The 18,684-nt window shown below is 52.1% G+C and carries 22 protein-coding genes; 11 read left to right on the forward strand and 11 right to left on the reverse strand.

Annotated elements, in window-relative coordinates; genetic code table 11:
- The first annotated feature begins 12 nt into the window (after positions 1-12).
- The gene (locus tag KNP77_RS10755) at positions 13-267 is read left to right on the forward strand and encodes a GlsB/YeaQ/YmgE family stress response membrane protein (protein ID WP_070327866.1); all 255 of its coding nucleotides are present in this window, start codon (positions 13-15) and stop codon (positions 265-267) included.
- Positions 268-317: 50 nt separating this feature from the next.
- Here KNP77_RS10755 and KNP77_RS10760 read toward each other — a convergent pair whose 3' ends face one another.
- The gene (locus KNP77_RS10760) at positions 318-1,370 is read right to left on the reverse strand and encodes a hypothetical protein (protein WP_214890732.1); all 1,053 of its coding nucleotides are present in this window, start codon (positions 1,368-1,370) and stop codon (positions 318-320) included.
- Between the two features lie 132 nt (positions 1,371-1,502).
- Between KNP77_RS10760 and KNP77_RS10765 the strand changes: the two genes are divergently transcribed.
- Complete coding sequence (locus tag KNP77_RS10765) at positions 1,503-1,931, forward strand: HIT family protein (RefSeq protein WP_070327868.1); 429 nt, start codon at positions 1,503-1,505, stop codon at positions 1,929-1,931.
- A gap of 52 nt (positions 1,932-1,983) precedes the next feature.
- Here the strand turns inward: KNP77_RS10765 and KNP77_RS10770 are convergent, their stop codons facing one another.
- Positions 1,984-2,319 (reverse strand): hypothetical protein, encoded by a 336-nt coding sequence (locus KNP77_RS10770; protein WP_071399216.1) that lies wholly within the window; start codon positions 2,317-2,319, stop codon positions 1,984-1,986.
- A 168-nt stretch (positions 2,320-2,487) separates the two neighbouring features.
- Here KNP77_RS10770 and KNP77_RS10775 point away from each other — a divergent pair, with 168 nt between their 5' ends.
- Together KNP77_RS10775 and KNP77_RS10780 are read left to right on the forward strand one after the other, a co-directional pair.
- Entirely contained in the window at positions 2,488-2,844 is a 357-nt protein-coding gene (locus KNP77_RS10775) for a hypothetical protein (protein ID WP_236633774.1), read from the forward strand.
- 60 nt (positions 2,845-2,904) lie between these two features.
- Positions 2,905-3,468, forward strand: a complete 564-nt coding sequence (locus KNP77_RS10780; protein WP_070327870.1) for an HTH-type transcriptional regulator Hpr — start codon at positions 2,905-2,907, stop codon at positions 3,466-3,468.
- Here the strand turns inward: KNP77_RS10780 and KNP77_RS10785 are convergent.
- Entirely contained in the window at positions 3,455-3,799 is a 345-nt protein-coding gene (locus tag KNP77_RS10785; protein WP_131466181.1) for a DUF1878 family protein, read from the reverse strand. The two genes, KNP77_RS10780 and KNP77_RS10785, sit on opposite strands and share 14 nt — an antisense overlap.
- 142 nt (positions 3,800-3,941) lie before the next feature.
- Between KNP77_RS10785 and KNP77_RS10790 the strand changes: the two genes are divergently transcribed.
- Complete coding sequence (locus KNP77_RS10790; RefSeq protein WP_070327872.1) at positions 3,942-4,943, forward strand: peptidylprolyl isomerase; 1,002 nt, start codon at positions 3,942-3,944, stop codon at positions 4,941-4,943.
- A gap of 36 nt (positions 4,944-4,979) precedes the next feature.
- Here the strand turns inward: KNP77_RS10790 and KNP77_RS10795 are convergent, their stop codons facing one another.
- Entirely contained in the window at positions 4,980-5,939 is a 960-nt protein-coding gene (locus KNP77_RS10795; RefSeq protein WP_070327873.1) for an HD domain-containing protein, read from the reverse strand.
- Positions 5,940-6,022: 83 nt separating this feature from the next.
- Here KNP77_RS10795 and KNP77_RS10800 point away from each other — a divergent pair, with 83 nt between their 5' ends.
- Genes KNP77_RS10800 through KNP77_RS10810 form a run of 3 tightly spaced genes read left to right on the forward strand, consistent with a single transcriptional unit; the run spans position 6,023 to position 8,332 of the window.
- Positions 6,023-6,946: a CorA family divalent cation transporter gene (locus KNP77_RS10800; protein WP_214890734.1), complete on the forward strand. Its 924-nt coding sequence runs from the start codon at positions 6,023-6,025 to the stop codon at positions 6,944-6,946.
- A 35-nt stretch (positions 6,947-6,981) separates the two neighbouring features.
- Positions 6,982-8,073, forward strand: coding sequence for a DNA polymerase IV (gene dinB, locus KNP77_RS10805; protein WP_236636473.1), 1,092 nt, complete (start codon positions 6,982-6,984; stop codon positions 8,071-8,073).
- Between the two features lie 46 nt (positions 8,074-8,119).
- On the forward strand, positions 8,120-8,332 hold the full coding sequence (locus KNP77_RS10810) for a YhzD family protein (RefSeq protein WP_233589627.1): 213 nt from the start codon (positions 8,120-8,122) through the stop codon (positions 8,330-8,332).
- A 72-nt stretch (positions 8,333-8,404) separates the two neighbouring features.
- On the opposite strand, the gene KNP77_RS10815 is transcribed toward KNP77_RS10810, so the two are convergent.
- From KNP77_RS10815 to KNP77_RS10830, 4 genes are all read right to left on the reverse strand, one after another.
- A complete protein-coding gene (locus tag KNP77_RS10815) occupies positions 8,405-8,857 on the reverse strand; it encodes a hypothetical protein (protein WP_214890737.1) in 453 nt (150 codons plus the stop codon).
- A gap of 61 nt (positions 8,858-8,918) precedes the next feature.
- Positions 8,919-10,694, reverse strand: coding sequence for an SLC13 family permease (locus KNP77_RS10820; protein WP_251139039.1), 1,776 nt, complete (start codon positions 10,692-10,694; stop codon positions 8,919-8,921).
- Between the two features lie 128 nt (positions 10,695-10,822).
- Positions 10,823-11,194 (reverse strand): YlbF/YmcA family competence regulator, encoded by a 372-nt coding sequence (locus KNP77_RS10825; RefSeq protein ID WP_016510204.1) that lies wholly within the window; start codon positions 11,192-11,194, stop codon positions 10,823-10,825.
- Between the two features lie 37 nt (positions 11,195-11,231).
- Positions 11,232-12,323 (reverse strand): DUF445 domain-containing protein, encoded by a 1,092-nt coding sequence (locus KNP77_RS10830; protein WP_131466215.1) that lies wholly within the window; start codon positions 12,321-12,323, stop codon positions 11,232-11,234.
- Positions 12,324-12,398: 75 nt separating this feature from the next.
- On the opposite strand from KNP77_RS10830, the gene KNP77_RS10835 reads away from it, so the two are divergent.
- Both KNP77_RS10835 and KNP77_RS10840 read left to right on the forward strand, forming a co-directional pair.
- Positions 12,399-13,250, forward strand: a complete 852-nt coding sequence (locus tag KNP77_RS10835) for a PucR family transcriptional regulator (RefSeq protein ID WP_214890740.1) — start codon at positions 12,399-12,401, stop codon at positions 13,248-13,250.
- Positions 13,251-13,354: 104 nt separating this feature from the next.
- Positions 13,355-14,455, forward strand: coding sequence for an ABC transporter ATP-binding protein (locus KNP77_RS10840; RefSeq protein WP_070327880.1), 1,101 nt, complete (start codon positions 13,355-13,357; stop codon positions 14,453-14,455).
- 42 nt (positions 14,456-14,497) lie between these two features.
- On the opposite strand, the gene KNP77_RS10845 is transcribed toward KNP77_RS10840, so the two are convergent.
- The 3 genes from KNP77_RS10845 to KNP77_RS10855 form a co-directional block, all read right to left on the reverse strand.
- Positions 14,498-15,148 carry an amino acid ABC transporter permease gene (locus tag KNP77_RS10845; RefSeq protein ID WP_016510211.1) on the reverse strand — a complete coding sequence of 217 codons (651 nt, stop codon included), beginning with the start codon at positions 15,146-15,148 and terminating at the stop codon, positions 14,498-14,500.
- Entirely contained in the window at positions 15,145-15,903 is a 759-nt protein-coding gene (locus KNP77_RS10850) for a transporter substrate-binding domain-containing protein (protein WP_071399206.1), read from the reverse strand. Before KNP77_RS10850 ends, KNP77_RS10845 begins: the two co-directional genes overlap by 4 nt.
- Positions 15,904-16,029: 126 nt before the next feature.
- Positions 16,030-17,757: a phospho-sugar mutase gene (locus KNP77_RS10855; RefSeq protein ID WP_214890744.1), complete on the reverse strand. Its 1,728-nt coding sequence runs from the start codon at positions 17,755-17,757 to the stop codon at positions 16,030-16,032.
- Positions 17,758-17,854: 97 nt separating this feature from the next.
- On the opposite strand from KNP77_RS10855, the gene KNP77_RS10860 reads away from it, so the two are divergent.
- Entirely contained in the window at positions 17,855-18,673 is an 819-nt protein-coding gene (locus tag KNP77_RS10860) for a sulfurtransferase (RefSeq protein WP_251139041.1), read from the forward strand.
- The last annotated feature ends 11 nt before the right edge of the window (positions 18,674-18,684 follow it).

Genomic DNA, 18,684 nt, shown 5'->3' on the forward strand with positions numbered 1-18,684 from the left:
GAGAATGTTTGCATGGGTTTTATTCTTTATTTGATCGTCGGGGGTATCATCGGTTGGTTAGCAGGTCTTATTTTAGGTAAAGACGTACCAGGCGGCGTAATCGGTAACATCATCGCTGGTATCATTGGTGCTTGGCTTGGCGGATTGATCTTCCCTGATTTCGGACCGATCATCGCTGACATCGCGATTATTCCAGCACTTCTTGGTGCGATTATCTTGATCTTGATCGTATCGTTCGTTATGAAATCAATGAACAAGAAACGCTAATCAAGTGCTACAAAAATGGGACCCTCGACACGAGGGTCCCATTTTTTCGTTCAACTTAACAGTAAATACATCGCCCCGTCGCGTTCGATGAAGCGTTTATCCGTTTCTAGACCGAGCAACGTGAAAATCGATTCGAACAGTGAGCGATCGTAACGCCACTCGATCCCAAGCTCTGTCTCGATTCGTTCATTCGGTTCACCGAGGAGTGCGACCATATCGTCCGTCCGTTTGTCCAAATCGATGTCGATTTGGTTCACTTTCTTTTTAACAAATGTCACATCCATGCCGTCATACCGCCACACGTCGCTGTCCCGTTCAAGCGGTTCACCGAGCTGTTCGACGACCGCTTTCTCCCGCTTGTTCATAACCGACTCAATCGTTTCAAGCGAATGCCCGGTCCTCGCCTCGACTTCAATCTCGATCAGCTCGACCCGCTCGATATCGAACTGACCGGCAATCGTCTCGTTCGCTTCGGGCTGTAGCGCGAAAGCGAGCTGTTCCTCCCGAACGAGCGTCACCGTCTCCGTTCGCGTGACGGTCTCCCCGTTCACGACCGCGACGGCTTTGACGTCGTACCGGCCTGGCATCCGTTCGACCGTCAAGCTGTCGCCCGCCGCATCAATCCGGCCTACTTGTGTCCCATCGACCCATATGTTCGTCAATGGCACGTCTGACGTCGCAACGAACGTTTGCGGTAACAGCTCAATCCGATAATCCGCAAAGCCGAACCGGCCGTCTCCCGTATCAAGCAAGCGGAACAACCCGACTGACTCCATACCTTGACGTTCATCGGCGCGGTCCGCCGCCACCTCAGAGATCGCCTCACCTCGAATCGACTTCTCTTCGTTCAGCCAACGCATGAACCGGAGTGCCTCGGCACGCGTAAGCGGCTCAGTCTCATATTCAACCGTCTGCTCAAAGAAAGCGACGTCTTCCGTCAACAGAGCCTCTTTAAATCGAACGTGGATTTGCGCGTTCGCCTCTGCCGGCTTATAGCCCCATATATAGATTGCACCCGTCGCTAAGACGAGCAAAACGGCTAGGACGATGACGAGGCGAATCTTGCGCTGCCTTGTCGTCTTCTTCGATCGTTCATAAGCCATTCTCTCCACTCCTATCACTTTCTCTTGTCCTTCTATTGTAGGATGACGTGAGAACGAGGACAATCATTCTTTCGCCTGAACTTCCGTGTTATGATGAAATCGATCAGTCATTTCATGAATGGAGGAAATACGATGCATACCGATGCCAATTGTATCTTTTGTAAAATCGTCAACAACGACATCCCTTCTTACAAGGTGTACGAAGATGATGACGTCGTCGCTTTTCTCGACATTTCCCAAGTGACGAAAGGCCATACCCTCGTCATCCCGAAACATCATGCCAAAAACATTTACGAACTACCGAGTGACGTCGCAAGTGACGTCTTTAAAGCAGTACCGGGAATCGCGAGTGCGATTCAACGCGAAACGGGCGCGATCGGGATGAACGTCCTCTCGAACGCCGAACAAATCGCCGGTCAGACGGTGTACCATTTCCATATTCACTTGCTCCCGCGCTACGGCCAAGAAGACGGGTTCGACGCGAAATGGGAAACCCATAACGATGCGTACACGCCAGAAGAAATGAACACGCTCGCGGCTCAAATCAAACAACGTGTTTGAACGAAACAAGCGGACCAGACTCCTCCGAGAGCCTGGTCCGCTTTCTTGTGTGTCATGACGAGTTGATCGAATTGAAGTGCCGCTTCCGCTCTTCTTCAATTTGTGCCCGTTCTATTTGCAATTTGATCGCATGCTCATACAGTTGCTGACGAGATTTGACAGACTCCGCTTGTTCGAACTCTTTTCTTAATTCATTTAGACGGGTGTCGATTTCAAAAAGTCGCTTTTCAAGCAAAGTTTGTTTACGCGTCTGTTCGTTCTGTTCTGACGCTTCGTATCCCGCCTCGAGTGCTTCCATTATTTTATGTGCCCAAGGGTCATCTCCCAGTTGTTTCGCCGCGTTGTACAAGTCTAGCATGTCATCGAACCAACGCTTTTGCTTGTCCACTGGAGGTCACCTTCCTTTGACCTCATTTTAAAATAAAATGATTTTTCGGTCAAAATTGAATGTTCTGAAAAATTTTATTTGAGATATAGGTTTTTAATCTCTCTTTTTTGGTAAAATAATATGAAAAGAATGTATTCTAGCATTATCGTGCTTGAGGAGGGGAATGTATTGTCGAGTCACAATCGTCGCGAGTGGGTTGCTTTTGGCTTTGTCGTAGCGTTTTTAGGCGTGGCGGCAGTGAAAAAGATTGCTCGTGGAACAGCCAACGATGCCGCATCGAATCAGCATCGGGCGTCTACAATCACTACGTTGAAAGAACAATTCCAAAAAGTTGCCAAAGATGCTTCACAAGTGGTGGCGGCTGGTAAGTTGCAAGGCAAAGAATTGACGGATCAAGTGAAAGCCGAGGTCGAACGCTATCAACAAGACATTCAGCCTTCAATCGAGCAGATCCAAGGAAACCTAAACGAGCTTTCAAACGTACAGTCAGATATGACCGAAGCGAAAGCGAAGAAGACCGACTGACCGGTCTTTAGGCATCGTCCGTCGTTTTAGTCACTTTGTATCCGGAAAGGATGAATTGAGATGGAACATGAAAAAGAATTCTCTGGCCCTGAGGCCATGCTCTATAGTCATAAAATCATTCAGCTCAGTAAAGCATTGTGGAAGACGGTCGAAAAAGACTGGCAGAACTGGATCAAGCCTTTCGATTTGAACATAAACGAGCATCATATTTTATGGATCGCCCACGCGCTCGGTGGCGCCTCAATCTCTGAGATTGCGAAATATGGCGTGATGCACGTATCGACCGCGTTCAACTTTTCGAAAAAATTAGAAGATCGTGGTCTCCTCACGTTCTCTAAAAAAGAAACGGACAAACGTAATACTTATGTACAGTTGACGCCTGAAGGCGAAGCGCTCTTGCTCGAAACAATTCATGCGTTCGACCCTGAAGAGAACGGTGTGTTCCGTGCCTCGCTCCCGTTGCAGGAGTTATATGGGAAATTCCCGGACTTGACGGACATCACGGCCATCGTCCGCCGCCTGTACGGCGACAACTTCATGGACATCTTCGCTGAAACATCAAAAATGATTTCTGAAGAGGCCGGACGTCGTCCCGAAGATGACGAGCTGACTAAAGAAGCTTGACGTGCGCGTAAAGGGGCTCTGTGATTTCGAGAGCGATCCCTTGTTTGACGCACGCCGCCAAAATGACCCCAGGGTCTAACGACGGATGCAACATCCCGACGAAACTGACGAGCAAAGGCTCTACGGACGACAAGCCGTAACGCCTTTGCTCGTTTTGTTGATTGTTGATTTCGTCGAGCAGTCTATAGAAGTCCGCAACTTCTTCCTTCGTCAAGTTTGCTTTGATGACTTCATATTCAAACGGCCGACTCGACCAATCGACTAGTCCGAGCAACAGCTCCATCTGAAAAGACAACTGATTAACTTTCTCTTCTAGCGACACGTTTCCCACCCCATCATTTCACATTCTCTTTCATCATTATACGACACGTTTCTGTGCTATGATACTACACAGGTAACCGAACAGCTGTCATGATTAACAAAATGTGGTATAGTCGAACATAGAAACTTATAGATTTTTAGGGGTGGAATATATGTCAAATGGAATGACGAATGAACCAAACAAACAAAACAAAAAGTTTTCAACTGGTGCCCTTGTCGGCGCATCGGCAATCGCGCTTCTCATCGGTGTAGGCGGTACGTACGCTGCAACGAGCGGCGGATCTTCTGACAACTCAGCTGTTGTCTCATTCGAAGGTGGCGAAATCACGCGCGGTGAAATCGCGGACATGAGCTACGACCGTATGGTCCCACAACTCGCTTTCCAAGAAACGATGAACGCACTTCTTGAAAAAGAGTATGGCGACAAAGTAGAGCAAGAGAAAGTCGACGAAGAGTTCAGCAAGACGGAAGAGCAGTTCAATTCGAAAGAAGAGTTCGAACAAGCGATTCAACAGGCTGGCATGGCAGACACGGATGAGTTCAAAGAGGCACTCCGCGGCCAAATGCTCGTCGATGCTGCGAAGTCTGAACTCGTCGACGTGACGGACGAAGAAATCGAAGCACAATTCGCCAAAGAGAACGTTGAAGTCCAGGCGAGCCATATCCTCGTCGAGACGGAAGAAGAAGCGCAAGCCATCATCAAAGAGTTGAACGATGGCGCTGATTTCGCAGACGTCGCGAAAGAAAAATCAACAGACACTGGTTCAGGCGAAAAAGGCGGCGACCTCGGTTACTTCTCAGCCGGCGCCATGGTTCCTGAATTCGAAGCATACGCGTTCCAAGAAGATGTCGTCGGTAAAGTCTCAGAGCCGGTCCAATCACAATTCGGATTCCACGTCATCAAAGTCGTAGACCGTAAAGAAAAAGACCTCAAGCTCGAGGACGAGAAAGACCGCATCCGTGAAGAATTGGCGACTGAAAAAGCAGCTTCAGTCGACGCCAACAAAATCTACGCTGAGTTGATCGAAAAATACAACGTTGACGTGAAAGACGCGAAAGCCTCAACACAGTTCGACGCAGTAAAAGACGCACTCAAAGCGGAAGAAGAAGGAACATCAGAAGAAGCACCGGCTGAAGAGTCGACAGAACAATAAGCAACAGGCAGGCGTCCCGCGGGATGCCTGCCTTTTTTATAGCTTCGGTTTGTAGAACGCCCGGTTATCAAGCGCCATGAGCCGTTCTGTGAACGTTCCTGGCTCGACGCCTTCGAACGCCTTATCGAACATGTTCATCCGCGCATCGATGTTGTCGATGAAGAACAGCATTTCCGCCTCCGGAAGTTGCGGCGCGTTCGCCGAGCCCCACTCCGGCTTCCCGTGGTGACTTAAGACGAGATGTTGTAACAACGTCGTGACTTCACGATCTGTCCCGAGCTCGCGGGCCGTGACCTCGATCTCGGACGCCATGAGCGACAAATGACCGAGCAGTTTGCCTTCGAGCGTATATTCCGGGGTGATCGCGTCCGACAGCTCGATGACTTTCGCCAAATCGTGCAAGACGACACCTGAGACGAGCAAGTCCCGGTTCAACTGTGGATACAAGTCACACATCGTTCCGGCCAGTTTGAGCATCGACATGACGTGGAACGCGAGCCCTGAATAGACCGCATGATGATGGCGTACCGCCGCCGGATACGTGAAATATGCCTCTTCGTTTCGGTCGACAATCGTCGTCACGAGTTCCCGCATACCCTCGTGACTGATCGCGTCGATATACGCCCGGATCGTCGTCTCGAGCTCCGACTTCGGGATCGGCGCAGAGCGGACGTACGGTGCGATGTCCGTCTCCCCTTCGATGATCGAGATCTGCTTCAGTTTGAGCTGCGTCCGGCCCCGATAGTCCATGACTTCTCCTGAGGCGTGGACGATTTTTTTCGTCCCATACTTCTCGGTATCGGCGCTATCCCACACCTTCGTCTCGATCTCGCCGCTCTCATCGCATAAAACGAGCGTCAGATAAGGCTTCCCGTTCCCGGCGAGCCCTCGATATGATTGTTTGATCATTACATATTGGTTTAACGTGTCGCCCACTTTGAGCTGACCGATTTTAGTCGTCAATGAAAGCACCTCTCTTCTTGTCAGTACTTCCATCTTAACGAAAGTTTGCTCTAGATGCCAACTTTCTCGGTAAACCGGGAATACTTGAGGAGAGAAGAACATTGGGGGAATGAAGGATGAATTGGACTTGGTACACACGACCTGAGGAAATCGTACACGTTGACGACCACTATGCGGAGGCGTACACGTATTGGCTCGAACAACTGACGACGGCCAAAGTGACGAAAATCATCGTCGAGCAGGACTATATGTACGGTTCGCTCACGCTCGACTATGAGCAGCTCGAACGCGAACCGCAGAAAATCGGTCACTATTTCGTGACGCGCGACTTTTTATGGACGATCGGGTTTGACGATTTGTATTGCGAAATCGTCGCAGCGAAACAATATGCCACACCGATTGAAGCGTTCTATGACCTGCTCGCCGAAAAGATGGACTATTACTTCCATGGGATCGATGAATATGAGGAGCGCCTGATGATGTCACAGCGTGAAATGAGCGGGCAGGTCCCACCTGAGTTCATGAATACAATCTTTGAATTGCGCAGTGAGATCGAACGTTGGTCGGATACGGTCATCCCATACCGTGAGCTACTGATGGCGGGCCGCGAAGCGTTTTTAGATATCGATTTAAATGAACTGAACGCCTACCGTCTTGCGAAGTACCGTGTCGACCGACTGTTGACGTTGATCGAACACTACCAGGAAGATGTCATCGCGATGACCGATCTCGCCTCGACGCTGTCAAACTTTCGTGGCAACGAGATCATGAAGGCGTTGACCGTCTTCACGGCGCTGACGACGCCGGTCGTCGCCTTCGGTGCCGTCTGGGGCATGAACTTCAAACAGATGCCCGAGCTTGAGCGTCCGTTTGGTTATGTATTTGCTTGGCTCGTGATTATCCTGTTCACGCTGTTGATTCAAATTTGGTTAAAACGCAAAAATTGGATCGGTTCATTGCTCCAATTCCCAAGCCAGCCTCGAACTCAACAACGTCTCGATAAACAAAGAAGTAAAAAAACGAACAAAAGTTCGGTATAATGAAAGGAGTCGATTGAAACGGAAAGGAGATGCCGATGGAACGTTTAATCATACACGTCGATATGGATGCGTTCTATGCATCCGTCGAACAACGAGACCGCCCTCATTTGCGAAATAAGCCCGTCATCGTCGGTGGCGCCCCTCACAGTCGTGGAGTGGTCGCCACCTGTTCGTATGAGGCGAGAAAATACGGCGTGCATAGCGCCATGTCGTCACGTCGGGCGTTCGCCCTGTGTCCGCAAGCGACGTTCGTCAAGCCGCGCTTTCAGGCGTATCGGCAAGTGAGCCAAGACGTGATGGAGATCTTCAAGTCTGTGACGCCATTTGTCGAGCCGCTATCGCTCGATGAAGCGTATCTCGACGTCACCGAGAATTCACTCATGAGCACGTCGGCGCCTTACGTGGCGCGCTACATTCTCGGCGAGATCAAACGCCGGACCGGACTGACCGCTTCCGCCGGCGTCGCCCCGTCCAAGTTCGTCGCCAAAATCGCCTCCGGGTTCGACAAACCGAACGGCCTCACTATCGTCGCCGCGAACGAAGTCGAGTCGTTCCTCGCCCCGCTGTCGATCACGACGATGCACGGTGTCGGAAAAGTGACCGCCCAGACTTTGTTCAAGCACGGGTTTGAAACGATTGCCGACATCCAGCAATCGCGACCTGAACAGTTGAAGGCCATCCTCGGCCATGACCGTGGTGTCCAGTTATACGAACTCGCACACGGACGTGACAGCCGTCCCGTCGTCCCGACCCGTGAACGCAAGTCGATCGGCTCGGAGACGACGTTCGCCTTTGACCTCGACGATCCGGAGGAAGTGTATGAGCGCGTCATCCCTGAGATCGAAGACGTGTTGCAGCAGCTCGACCGCCGCGAATTGAGTTGTCAAACTGTGACGATCAAAATCAAAACGAGCGAGTTTCAAGCACGCAGTCACCAGATCAAGCTGAACCATCCGACCCATGACCATGATGAGATCAAACGGCTTTCCCGACGCTTGTTCGACGAGATGTCAATCAACGAGCCGGTCCGTCTGATCGGCATGACCGTCTCCGATTTGATTCCCCGAACGGAGACGGCCCGTCAGCTCACGTTCGACGAACTAACGAAACCATCGCTTGAAGAATGAATGGTGATTCAGTACAATGGAAAGAAAGGGAGGGATCCGTTTGAACATGTACACAGTCACTGCGTTCGAGAATGACGGCACGATTTTACTTAATGATTCATTCGAGGCAACGAACGACGAAGAAGGAAAAGCGACAGGGCTAGCGATGCTCCATGAGGCCGGTCACGACCATAAAGGGGCGCGCATCGTCCGCCAAGGACAACTCATCTATTTCGAACGGTGCAAACTTCCTGGAAAACTGAAAGGCACGGCCTCATAACAGAAGCGCCTCGGGAACCCCGAGGCGCTTTGTTCATTCGCTATATTGTTTCTCCCAGTCTTCCCGCCATGCTCAATAGTCGTCCGGATGTAGCTCTTCCGCCGTCTTCCCATCCAGTGAATAAGGTGCCCCCATCAGCGGTTCCTTTGAATCAGGGAATGAGGTCCCGCCGATGATGTCCCCGTCATCAATTAGGACCAAGACGTTCGTCTGTCCGAGCTCGTACTGATCATCGAGCAGATGGTTACGGACGACGAAATGCTCTCGCTTAATGTCACGCCCGATATAGTCGTCCGGTGGCGTCGTCTGGACGCTCCAAGTATCTCGCACAGGTGAATCGATAAGGTCTTCCTTCTCGAAACGTGACGTGTCCCCACCCTTGTAAGAAACAATCTCATATCCTTTCTCCTCGAGGGAACGCTTCGCCAGCTTGGCGTCCTCTCCGAGCATCGGTTTTTCGTTGGCGTTCGAGCAAGCCGCCAGGAAGAAGACGCACAGGAGGATCCCGATTCGTTTCCACATCATCTCTCCACCTCATCAGTTCGTTGTTTTCAACTTATTCGTCAACTAACAAAAATTTCCTCTTTCAGAATGGAAAGAGGAATAAAATCGAAAAAATCGCGACGACCGCGACAATCATTTGTAGCGGCAAACCGACTTTAACAAAATCGAAAAAGCGATAGCCGCCGATACTGAACACCATCGCGTTCGTCGGTGAGCCGAACGGCGTCATAAACGCGAGTGATGCCGCAACGGCGACGGCGACGACGAGCGGCACCGGACTGACTTCGAGTGACGCGGCGAGCGATAAGGCGAGCGGTGCGAACAAGACGGCCGTCGCCGTATTGGAGATGATTTGACTGAGCACCATCGTTGCGACGAAGATGGCGACAAGCACCCAGACCGGACCAGCGCGCCCGAACGACTCACTGATCCATGTGACGAGCCAGGCCATGACACCCGCGTTTTCGAGTGCGGTCCCGACTGGAATCATGGCGGCGATCAACAGGAGCGACGACCATTGGACCGACTCGTAGGCAACGTCCATATGCCGGACCGCTCCCGTCAGCACCATCGCGATGGCCGCAAGCCAAACGGCAACGGTCGGATCGACCCATTCGAAGACGAGGAGCACGACCATGACTAGCATGATGAGACCGGCCGCGAGTTGATGGCGCTCGGACACAGCTCGGTTGGCGACATCGGTCACGCGCTCGTTCGCGAGCAACAAGTGTGTCTCGTCACCCGCTTTTTCTAAATCGCCCCACTCGCCTTGGGCCACGAGCATATCACCTCGCTCTAACGGGACGTCTTTCAGCCGCGTCATCGCAATTTCTTCGTTCGGGCGGATGACTTGAAGCACGTTCAAGCGGTAGTCATTCCGCAACCGACTTTCCGAGAGACAGTGACCGATGAGCGGGCTATCAGACGGGACGGTGAAAATGGCGACGCCTGACTCTTTCCCGTAGACATCTTTCAGCTCCATCGATTCAACGACCACCCCTTCTTGACGGGCGACGCGTCGAACATCCGCTTCTGCCCCGCTAACGAGGACACGTCCCTCATAGAGCACTGTATCGGCTCGGGCCGTGACGAGTCGATGCGCGAGCCCTTTTCGCTTTTCGCCGAGGACGATCAAACCGTCACGTGACCACTTCACATCTCGGAGCGTTTTCCCGACGAGCGGATGACCTTTCGTGAGCGTGAGCGCGTAGATGTTCAAGTCGGGCATCGGCAGACGGGCGACGACGACCGAACGAACCTCGCCCGCATCGAGCAGCCGGTTCCCGATGACATAAAAGTAGAGCAGCCCGACGACGGCGGCGGCGAACCCGATCGGTAGTAGCGAGAAGAAACCGAGCGTTCCGACTGAGGCACCACGGAGCGCCTCGGCGGCGACAAGGTTTGGTGGGGTGCCGATGAGCGTCATCGTCCCACCGATGCTTGAAAAGAACGCGAGCGGCATTAACAGTTTTGCCGGATTCGTACCCGTTTGTCTCGACATGGCGAGAACGACCGGGATCAAGAGCGCGACCGTCCCCGTGTTCGACATGAGACTCGATAAAAACGTCACGGTGACCATCAGAACGAGAAATAGACGCACCTCACTCCCTTTCGCATAAGGAATGAGCCCAGCGCCAAGCCGTTCGGCGAGCCCTGTATGAAACAGGCCCGCTCCAACGATGAATAATCCGGCGATCATCAAGACGACCGGATTTGAAAAACCTGCCATCGCCTCGACAGGCGACAGTTGTTGCGTCAATACGAGCGCGACTAACCCGACGAGTGCGACGAGATCGGCCCGCAACCAGCCCCCGATGAAAAAGATGATCATGACCGCTAATATGAACAAGGTGACCATGACGCCCACCCTCTCTTGTGAATTGATATACAAGGTTATTATACCCCATAATATGTAAGCGCTATCATAATGAATTTGACAAGTCGGTCAACAAAAAACGGATGGCTCGAAAGCCATCCGCACAGGTGTTATTGAACTTCGTTTTCATTAACCATCGGAGCGTATAGCTCTTCAAGTGGTTTCATGATAATTTTTGTCACTTCTGTGACCAGTTGATGCATGCGTTGCTCTTCTTGCATGAGCTCCATGATCAATTCGTTCTGTTGAACGCTCATCATTTTCGTTTGAGCATCCATCATCTCTTGTTCTGAGATTTCTTCGCCTTGCATTTGCTTTTGCTGAAGCGTCATTTGGATATCACGGAAGTCAGCGAACAACTGGTTCGCTTCTGCATCCGCATTGACACGATCGTATAATGAAGAGAGATTTGTGAACTCCTCAGATTCGCGAAGTGCTTTTTCCAATTGGTTAGCATGATCGTACAAGTTTGTTTGTGACATGTGACGTCCTCCTAAATACTATTAGGGCCGTGGCCGATCAAACGATGGCAATCAACCCTTGAATCAACCCAATCATACCACCTAACAGCGCTCCAAGCCATGTTATTGCCCGGAACTCCCGTTTCGAGATCGATAAGACGATCTCCTCGAGGTACGACGTATCGAGCGATTGGACTTGCTCTTGCACGATTTGATCGATTTTCAGACGGTCCATCACCGTCTCCATTTGATTGGTGAACCGCTCGATGACGAGCCGAACCCCGTTCGGGACGAGATCGTCGACGATGCGCGTCTCGACGTCTCGTGTGTACGAATAGACGGTCCGGTCGAGCAATTCGCCGACCGGGAGACGGGTGATGACTTCTGTCGTCACCCCATCGATCAATCGGTCTTCTAACCGCTCATCTAAGAGTGTGTCGACCGTACGCTCACTGAACCGTTCGAACTCGCGCGTGATCATCGTCGCCATTCCGGACCGAGTCGACCCGCCACGTAAAATGTTGACAATCTCCGGGCGAATCATCTCGACGAAGTTCATATTTTGAATGAACCCGGCGATAAAACCGAGCCGGCGTTGGACGAACGAGTCGACCATATACCGCAGCTGAGCCTCTCCTTCCGCCGAATAGAAATACTCTTCTGATTTGACGAGCATCGCATCGACGATTTCCGGGATCACGTCACGGACACGGTCCATCCCGTCCTCACCGAGCAGTTCGTACAGCTTGCGTGACTTGACGTCAGCAAGCACGAGCCGGAGCTCTTGACGGAGTTTCGTGTCCGCTTCCGTCAACACACGCGACTCGGCGTCCGGGTAAAGCGGTTCGACTAGTGTACGGATCGTCTTGTCCGAACGGAGCATCGTCCGGACTTCCTCTTGGACGAAATAGGTGATGTGGCCGCTCACTTGTTCGTCGAGCAGGCGCTTCCGCATCCCTTCAGGCGTCAACAAGTGTTTCACGACCGTCTTGCCGAGACTCGTCGCCAGCTCATCGCGGCGTTTCGGAATCAACCCCGGTGTGAACGGTACTCGGACTTTTCCGATATACTTTGGCTCGTGGGGCCGAAATAACATTTTGATGGCGAGGAAGTTCGTCACTCCCCCGATTGTCGCCCCAATGGCGATCATGATGAATATTTTTAGTAGACTATCCAAACTGCCTGCCCCCGTTCTGAAATATGATACATTGTTGAAGAGGTGATTGTGTTGACTACGTTTGATCGTATTAAATCGATTTTCCCGACCGTTGTCCATCGGTCGGAAGACGCATCCGGAGACTATGCTTGGTATCAAGCACAGGATGGGACCGTGTTCGGCTTGCCAAAAACCGAGTTGAACGAGCGTGAACGGCAACTGCTCGAATGGTCGGCGACACCGTTTTTGACGACCGCCGACCCCCGTCAAGAAAAATGGCAAAACCGCCTGCTCACCGATTCGTATCGGATCGCGCAACCGTTCCGTCTGTTGTCGCTATCGCTCCACTACCAAGAGAGGGAATCGCTCGAGCAATTTTTAGAGATATTACACGACTTCATGCCAGAAGCGGAGATTGTCGTCATGACGCGACATCACGTTGAAATCATTGAGATGAACCAACTCGTCGACTTGTCTGATTTCGAGGACGTCTTGCGTGCCGGCGCGAGCGACTGCTACGTCGAAGCGCACGTCATCTTTAGTGAGCGGCCGCTCGGTGTGTTGGGGACGCTTTACCATCAACACATGACGTTGCGCCCGTTCGCGAAACTCCCTACTAAAACTTACCCTGCTAGTCAATTATTATACCATTACTTGCTACAAGACCATGAGACTTTTGCCACACGTCTCCAATTGACCGAGGCGGCGTATTCGATACTCGATAAGACGAGCGTCGAATTGTTAGAGGCGCTGTTCGCCCACTCGCTGAACGTGTCCCATACGGCGAAGGCGCTGTTCATGCATCGGAACACGCTCAATTACCGGCTCGATCGGCTCTATGAACTGACAGGATATGACGCTCGTCAGTTTTATGATGCGAGTTTACTCCAACTGATTGTCACGATGCACAAATCTGAGTAACTGTTTTTGTGCATCGTGTACATATCCCGTGCAAGCGGTTTCATCGTATAATCAATCTTGTAAGCGCTATTATACAAGAACACATTCTCAGGAGGCTAACGACAATGGCAGAAATTCAATTAAATCACATTGATAAAATATACGACGGTGGTGACGGGAAAGCCGTCAGCGACTTCAACTTGCACATTAAAGACCGGGAGTTCATCGTTTTCGTCGGACCGTCTGGTTGCGGTAAATCGACAACACTTCGCATGATCGCAGGACTCGAAGAAATCTCGAGCGGCGACTTCATCATCGACGGCAAACGCATGAACGACGTGGCGCCGAAAGACCGCGACATCGCGATGGTCTTCCAAAACTATGCCCTCTACCCGCACATGAGCGTCTATGACAACATGGCATTCGGTTTGAAGCTTCGGAAGTTCCCGAAAGAAGAGATCGACCGTCGCGTCCAAGATGCGGCTCGCATCCTCGGACTTGAAGAATACCTCCAACGTAAACCGAAGGCACTCTCAGGTGGTCAGCGCCAACGTGTCGCCATCGGTCGTGCCATCGTCCGTGACGCAAAAGTGTTCTTGATGGATGAGCCGCTCTCAAACTTGGATGCAAAACTTCGCGTACAAATGCGTAAAGAGATCATCCAGTTGCACAACCGTCTCGATACGACGACGATCTACGTTACCCATGACCAAACAGAAGCGATGACACTCGCGACTCGTATCGTCATCATGAAAGACGGGATCATCCAACAAGTCGGTTCGCCGAAAGAAGTATACGACAACCCAGATAACATCTTCGTTGCCGGCTTCATCGGTTCGCCTTCGATGAACTTCTTCCGCGGAACACTCGCAGACGGCAAGTTCGTCGTGAACGGCGAAGAAATCAACGTTCCTGAAGGCAAGATGAAAGGTCTTCGCGACCGCGGTTACATCGGTAAAGAGCTCATCCTCGGGATTCGTCCAGAATCGATCCACGATGAGCCGATCTACATCGATTCTCCGACAACACACACGTTCCAAACACACATCGATGTATCTGAACTCATGGGTGCCGAGTCTTACCTTTACGCCGAGCTCGGTGGACACCAGTTCACGGCCCGCATCGACGGCCGCTCGAACATCCGTATGGGTGACGACGTAGAACTCGCGCTCGATATGACGAAAGCACACTTCTTCGACTCTGAGACAGAGCTCGTCATCCGTTAATACAAAATCCCCTCGATTCTTGGAATCGAGGGGATTTTTCGTTTAGCGGGTCGCATAGCGACGTTCGAGCCGATGCTGCCCCGCTTGAATGAGTGTCGACAAGATCCAATAGATCGAGGCCGAGAACAAGAGGAGCGGCATGACCAAATAGGTCGTCGCTGCAATCTGGTCTGAGACGTACGTCAACTCCTGCACGGCGATGACCGATCCGAGCGACGTCGACTTGATGATATCAATCACCGAGTTCGACACCGGTGGGATGGCCCGTGATAACGCTTGTGGGAAGATAATGTCTTTAAAGCGTTTCGCACGCGGAATCCCGAGGGCGACACTCGCCTCGACTTGTCCGCGATCGACCGAATTGATGGCTGCCCGGAACGCCTCCGAGATATAAGCCGCAAAGTGCAGACCCAATCCGAAGATGAGCGCCTGCATCCCGCTCAGTTGGACGAACCCGGTCAACCCGACGTACAAGATGAGCAGTTGTAAGAGCAGCGGCGTGCCCCGGAAGAACGAGGTGTACGTTCGGGTGAACAACCGCAACACTTTGATTGGACTGCTGTAAAGTAACGCGATGATCAGACCGAGCACCAAGGCGAGGATAATCGACAGGATACTGGCGATCAACGTCAATTGTACGGCTTCGATATAGGCCGAACGGTTCTCGATGACGGTCGTGATCAGTTCATTCATTGACTGATGTCCTCACCGAAGTACTTATCACCGATTTCAGCCATCGTTCCGTCTTCTTTCATTTCAGCAAGCGCCTCGTTCAACTGATCGAGCACGTCGCTGTCTTGGCGTGTCATGTACCCCGCCTCGCTCTTGTTGAAGACGTCACCGACCGCTTTCACGTCGTAGCCTGTCTTCTCGAGCTCCGTCAAGATGAAGAGACGGTCGTTGAGCGCTGCGTCGAGACGTCCGACTTGAAGGTCTTGGAGCACTTGGTTCGCACCTTTATAAAACTTCACTTCAGCACCAGCTTCTTCAGCCATCTGGGCGTAGACCGACCCTTGTGTCGAACCGACAACTTTGCCGTCAAGGTCGTCGATGCCTTGGATGTCTTCATTATCTGAAGCAACGATGACTTGTGCACCTGACACCGCGTACGTATCCGAGAACGCATACTTCTCTTCACGCTCCGGTGTGATGCTCATCTGGTTCGCGATCATATCGATGCGTTCCGCATCGAGTGCCGGGACGAGTCCTTTGAAGTCCATCGGCTCATATTCGACCGTATAGCCGGCACGTTCTGCCGCTTCGTTCAACACGTCGATGTCATACCCTGTGATTTCACCTTTATCTTTGTACGTGAATGGCGGGTATGTCGCTTCCGTCCCGACTGTGATGACTGTTTCTTCAGATCCACTGTCCGTCTCTGTACCGCAAGCTGCAAGCACCCCGAACGATGCGCCGATTGCGAGAACTGCCGTTAATGATTTTTTCATGTTATTTCCGCCTTCCTGATAATCCTTATATGATTACATGGTTTTGAGCAATATACTCATCATACTGACGAGGTTAAAAGAAGTCAAACAAAAACCACCGCTCCCAGTTGAGCGGTGGTACACTAGTCAGTCGATTGCTTTTGCTTGCTTCATAACGTCTCGTTCAATCGCTTCACGTTTCGCCGTCGTCATCTCGGCACTATCCGCGTGAACACTGAAATAGAACTTGATCTTTGGCTCTGTGCCAGACGGGCGAAGGCAGAACCACGACCCGTCCTCGAAGACGAATTTGAGCACGTTCGAAGATGGCAAGTCGATGTCCTCGGTCGTATTTTGACGAAGGTCGGTCGCGACTTGCAGCTTGTAATCCTCAAAGCGGACGACTTCATAGCCGGCAACTTCTTGCGGCGGGTTGGCACGGAACGATTCCATCATCCGGCCGATCTGTTCAAGCCCGGCTTTCCCTTTCAACGTCATCGATTGAAGCGATTCCTCATAAAAGCCATACTTCTCATAAATCGCTTGGAGCGCGTCATACAACGTTCGTCCCTGCTGCTTATGGAAAGCTGCCATCTCGGCGCCGAGCACGCACGCCTGGACAGCGTCTTTATCACGGCAGAAGTCACCGATCAAATAGCCGTAGCTCTCTTCGTAGCCGAACAAGAACTCGTACTCGCCTGACTCCTCGTACTGTTTGATCTTTTCACCGATGAATTTAAAGCCGGTGAGTGTGTTCTCAAGATGCACGCCATACGCTTTGGCGATGGCCGCCCCAAGCTCGGACGTGACAATCGTTTTCGCGACGAATCCGTTCGCTGGCAGCGTGCCGGTCTCGACTTTTTGCGATAGGATGTAATCCATCAAGAGCGCTCCGGTCTGGTTCCCTGTCAAGACGAACCATTCCCCGTCGCGGTCACGCACAGTGAAGCCGACGCGGTCACCATCCGGGTCGGTTGCCATGAGCAGATCAGCGCTGACACGGTCACCATATTCCATCGCCAGCCTGAACGCCGCCCGCTCTTCCGGGTTCGGGGAACTGACCGTCGGGAACGCGCCGTCTGGTTCGGCTTGCTCTTCGACGATCGTGACATGGTCAAACCCGTACGCCTTGAGCCCTTCCATAATCGGTCGCCGTCCCGTGCCGTGAAGCGGCGAGAAGACGATTTTCAGGGCGTCTGTTGGGACGTCCTTATGGATTCGAATTGCTTGAAGAGCTTCCATATAAGCCGCATCGACAGACTCATCGACAGTGACGAGCGTCCCGTCGGCGCGGAGCGTTGCTTCGTCTTGGACCGGGATGCTTAACTCGTCCTCGATCGCGTTGACGTAAGACACGAGCTCGTCCGCCTCGGCCGGCGGTAGTTGCCCGCCGTCGGCGCCATATACTTTGAAGCCGTTATACTCAGGCGGGTTATGACTCGCCGTGATGACGACTCCTCCAAACGCACCTAGGTGTCTGACGGCGAATGACAGTTCTGGCGTTGCCCGTAAGCTCGGGAACAAGTAAGTCTTGATCCCGTTCGATGCAAACGTCCGTGCCGCCTCGAGCGCGAATTCAGGTGAGTAGTGACGTGGATCATGGGCGATGACGACTCCGTGCCGTTTCGCTTCCTCGCCTGACGCCGAAATAAAGTCGGCAAACCCTTGCGCCGCTTTACGAATCGTATAGACGTTCATTCGATTGGCACCTGGTCCGATCTCACCGCGCATACCACCCGTTCCGAATTCAAGCGTCTTATAAAACGCCTCTTCGAGTGTCGTCTCATTTTGTGCCATCTCGTCTAATTCGGTCCGAAGATAAGGTTCAAGTTCCTCATATTGATTCCAACGCTCATATGTTTGTTGCCATGCCATGGTCAATTCCCCTTTCGACGTTCAAATTCAATCGAAGTACTCGCCAATTTGTTCCATCTTGTATACGATGGGAGTAACGAAACTTCGAGGTGATACTATGTTTCCAACTATGCGTGCCCAAGAATTGAAACAAATCGTCCATACGGACTCAATCCGATTTATTGATTGCCGCTATTCATTGAACGACGCTTCATACGGAAAATACGTGTACCGCCAGGGACATCTCCCGAATGCCGTCCATCTCGACTTGATGGAAGACTTGTCAGGCCCAGTGTCCGTCCACGGCGGACGTCACCCGCTCCCGTCAAAAGAAGCGTGGACGGAGACGCTCCGACGCATCGGCATCCAAAAGGACGACTTGATCATTATTTACGACGACGGTTTCCCATACGCCGCACGTGCTTGGTGGTTATTCAAGTGGGCCGGCCATGAGCGCGTCATCGTGCTCGAAGGCGGTATCCAATCCGGCATCACTTACTGTGGCGAGACAACGACCGAGGTTTCGACGTACCCTGCTTCGACATACGTCCCTGATTTCCACGACGATATGATCGCCACAGTCGAAGACGTGCGCGCCGCAACAACAACAGGCGGCCTGTATGACTCAAGAACGGCCGACCGTTACGACGGAAGCCACGAACCGATCGATAAAAAAGCCGGGCATATCCCGAACGCCCTGCTCTGCCCATACGTAGACGCCGTCACGGAGCTCGGGACGCTTCAAGACTTTCACGATTTGCGCGAACTTTACGCCAACGTGCTTGATGTCCCGAACCCGATCTTTTATTGCGGCAGCGGCGTCACCGCTTGCGTGAACATTTTGGCATTGCATGCGCTCGGTAAAGACGATGTCCGTCTCTATCCCGGTTCATACTCTGACTGGATCAGTTATCCAGAAAATAAGGTCCACCCATAACGGGTGGATTT

Origin of the sequence: Exiguobacterium sp. s142, from assembly GCF_018618455.1 — a bacterium.
In the GTDB taxonomy this organism is placed as follows: domain Bacteria; phylum Bacillota; class Bacilli; order Exiguobacteriales; family Exiguobacteriaceae; genus Exiguobacterium; species Exiguobacterium aurantiacum_A.

What these genes read in the sequence shown, in the direction of transcription:
- KNP77_RS10755 (WP_070327866.1), top strand. Translation starts at nt 13, where the DNA reads ATGGGTTTTATTCTTTATTTGATCGTCGGGGGTATCATCGGTTGGTTA.
- KNP77_RS10760 (WP_214890732.1), bottom strand. Translation starts at nt 1,370, where the DNA reads ATGGCTTATGAACGATCGAAGAAGACGACAAGGCAGCGCAAGATTCGC.
- KNP77_RS10765 (WP_070327868.1), top strand. Translation starts at nt 1,503, where the DNA reads ATGCATACCGATGCCAATTGTATCTTTTGTAAAATCGTCAACAACGAC.
- KNP77_RS10780 (WP_070327870.1), top strand. Translation starts at nt 2,905, where the DNA reads ATGGAACATGAAAAAGAATTCTCTGGCCCTGAGGCCATGCTCTATAGT.
- KNP77_RS10790 (WP_070327872.1), top strand. Translation starts at nt 3,942, where the DNA reads ATGTCAAATGGAATGACGAATGAACCAAACAAACAAAACAAAAAGTTT.
- KNP77_RS10795 (WP_070327873.1), bottom strand. Translation starts at nt 5,939, where the DNA reads ATGGAAGTACTGACAAGAAGAGAGGTGCTTTCATTGACGACTAAAATC.
- KNP77_RS10800 (WP_214890734.1), top strand. Translation starts at nt 6,023, where the DNA reads ATGAATTGGACTTGGTACACACGACCTGAGGAAATCGTACACGTTGAC.
- dinB (WP_236636473.1), top strand. Translation starts at nt 6,982, where the DNA reads ATGGAACGTTTAATCATACACGTCGATATGGATGCGTTCTATGCATCC.
- KNP77_RS10810 (WP_233589627.1), top strand. Translation starts at nt 8,120, where the DNA reads ATGTACACAGTCACTGCGTTCGAGAATGACGGCACGATTTTACTTAAT.
- KNP77_RS10815 (WP_214890737.1), bottom strand. Translation starts at nt 8,857, where the DNA reads ATGATGTGGAAACGAATCGGGATCCTCCTGTGCGTCTTCTTCCTGGCG.
- KNP77_RS10820 (WP_251139039.1), bottom strand. Translation starts at nt 10,694, where the DNA reads ATGGTCACCTTGTTCATATTAGCGGTCATGATCATCTTTTTCATCGGG.
- KNP77_RS10825 (WP_016510204.1), bottom strand. Translation starts at nt 11,194, where the DNA reads ATGTCACAAACAAACTTGTACGATCATGCTAACCAATTGGAAAAAGCA.
- KNP77_RS10830 (WP_131466215.1), bottom strand. Translation starts at nt 12,323, where the DNA reads ATGATCGCCATTGGGGCGACAATCGGGGGAGTGACGAACTTCCTCGCC.
- KNP77_RS10840 (WP_070327880.1), top strand. Translation starts at nt 13,355, where the DNA reads ATGGCAGAAATTCAATTAAATCACATTGATAAAATATACGACGGTGGT.
- KNP77_RS10845 (WP_016510211.1), bottom strand. Translation starts at nt 15,148, where the DNA reads ATGAATGAACTGATCACGACCGTCATCGAGAACCGTTCGGCCTATATC.
- KNP77_RS10850 (WP_071399206.1), bottom strand. Translation starts at nt 15,903, where the DNA reads ATGAAAAAATCATTAACGGCAGTTCTCGCAATCGGCGCATCGTTCGGG.
- KNP77_RS10855 (WP_214890744.1), bottom strand. Translation starts at nt 17,757, where the DNA reads ATGGCATGGCAACAAACATATGAGCGTTGGAATCAATATGAGGAACTT.
- KNP77_RS10860 (WP_251139041.1), top strand. Translation starts at nt 17,855, where the DNA reads ATGTTTCCAACTATGCGTGCCCAAGAATTGAAACAAATCGTCCATACG.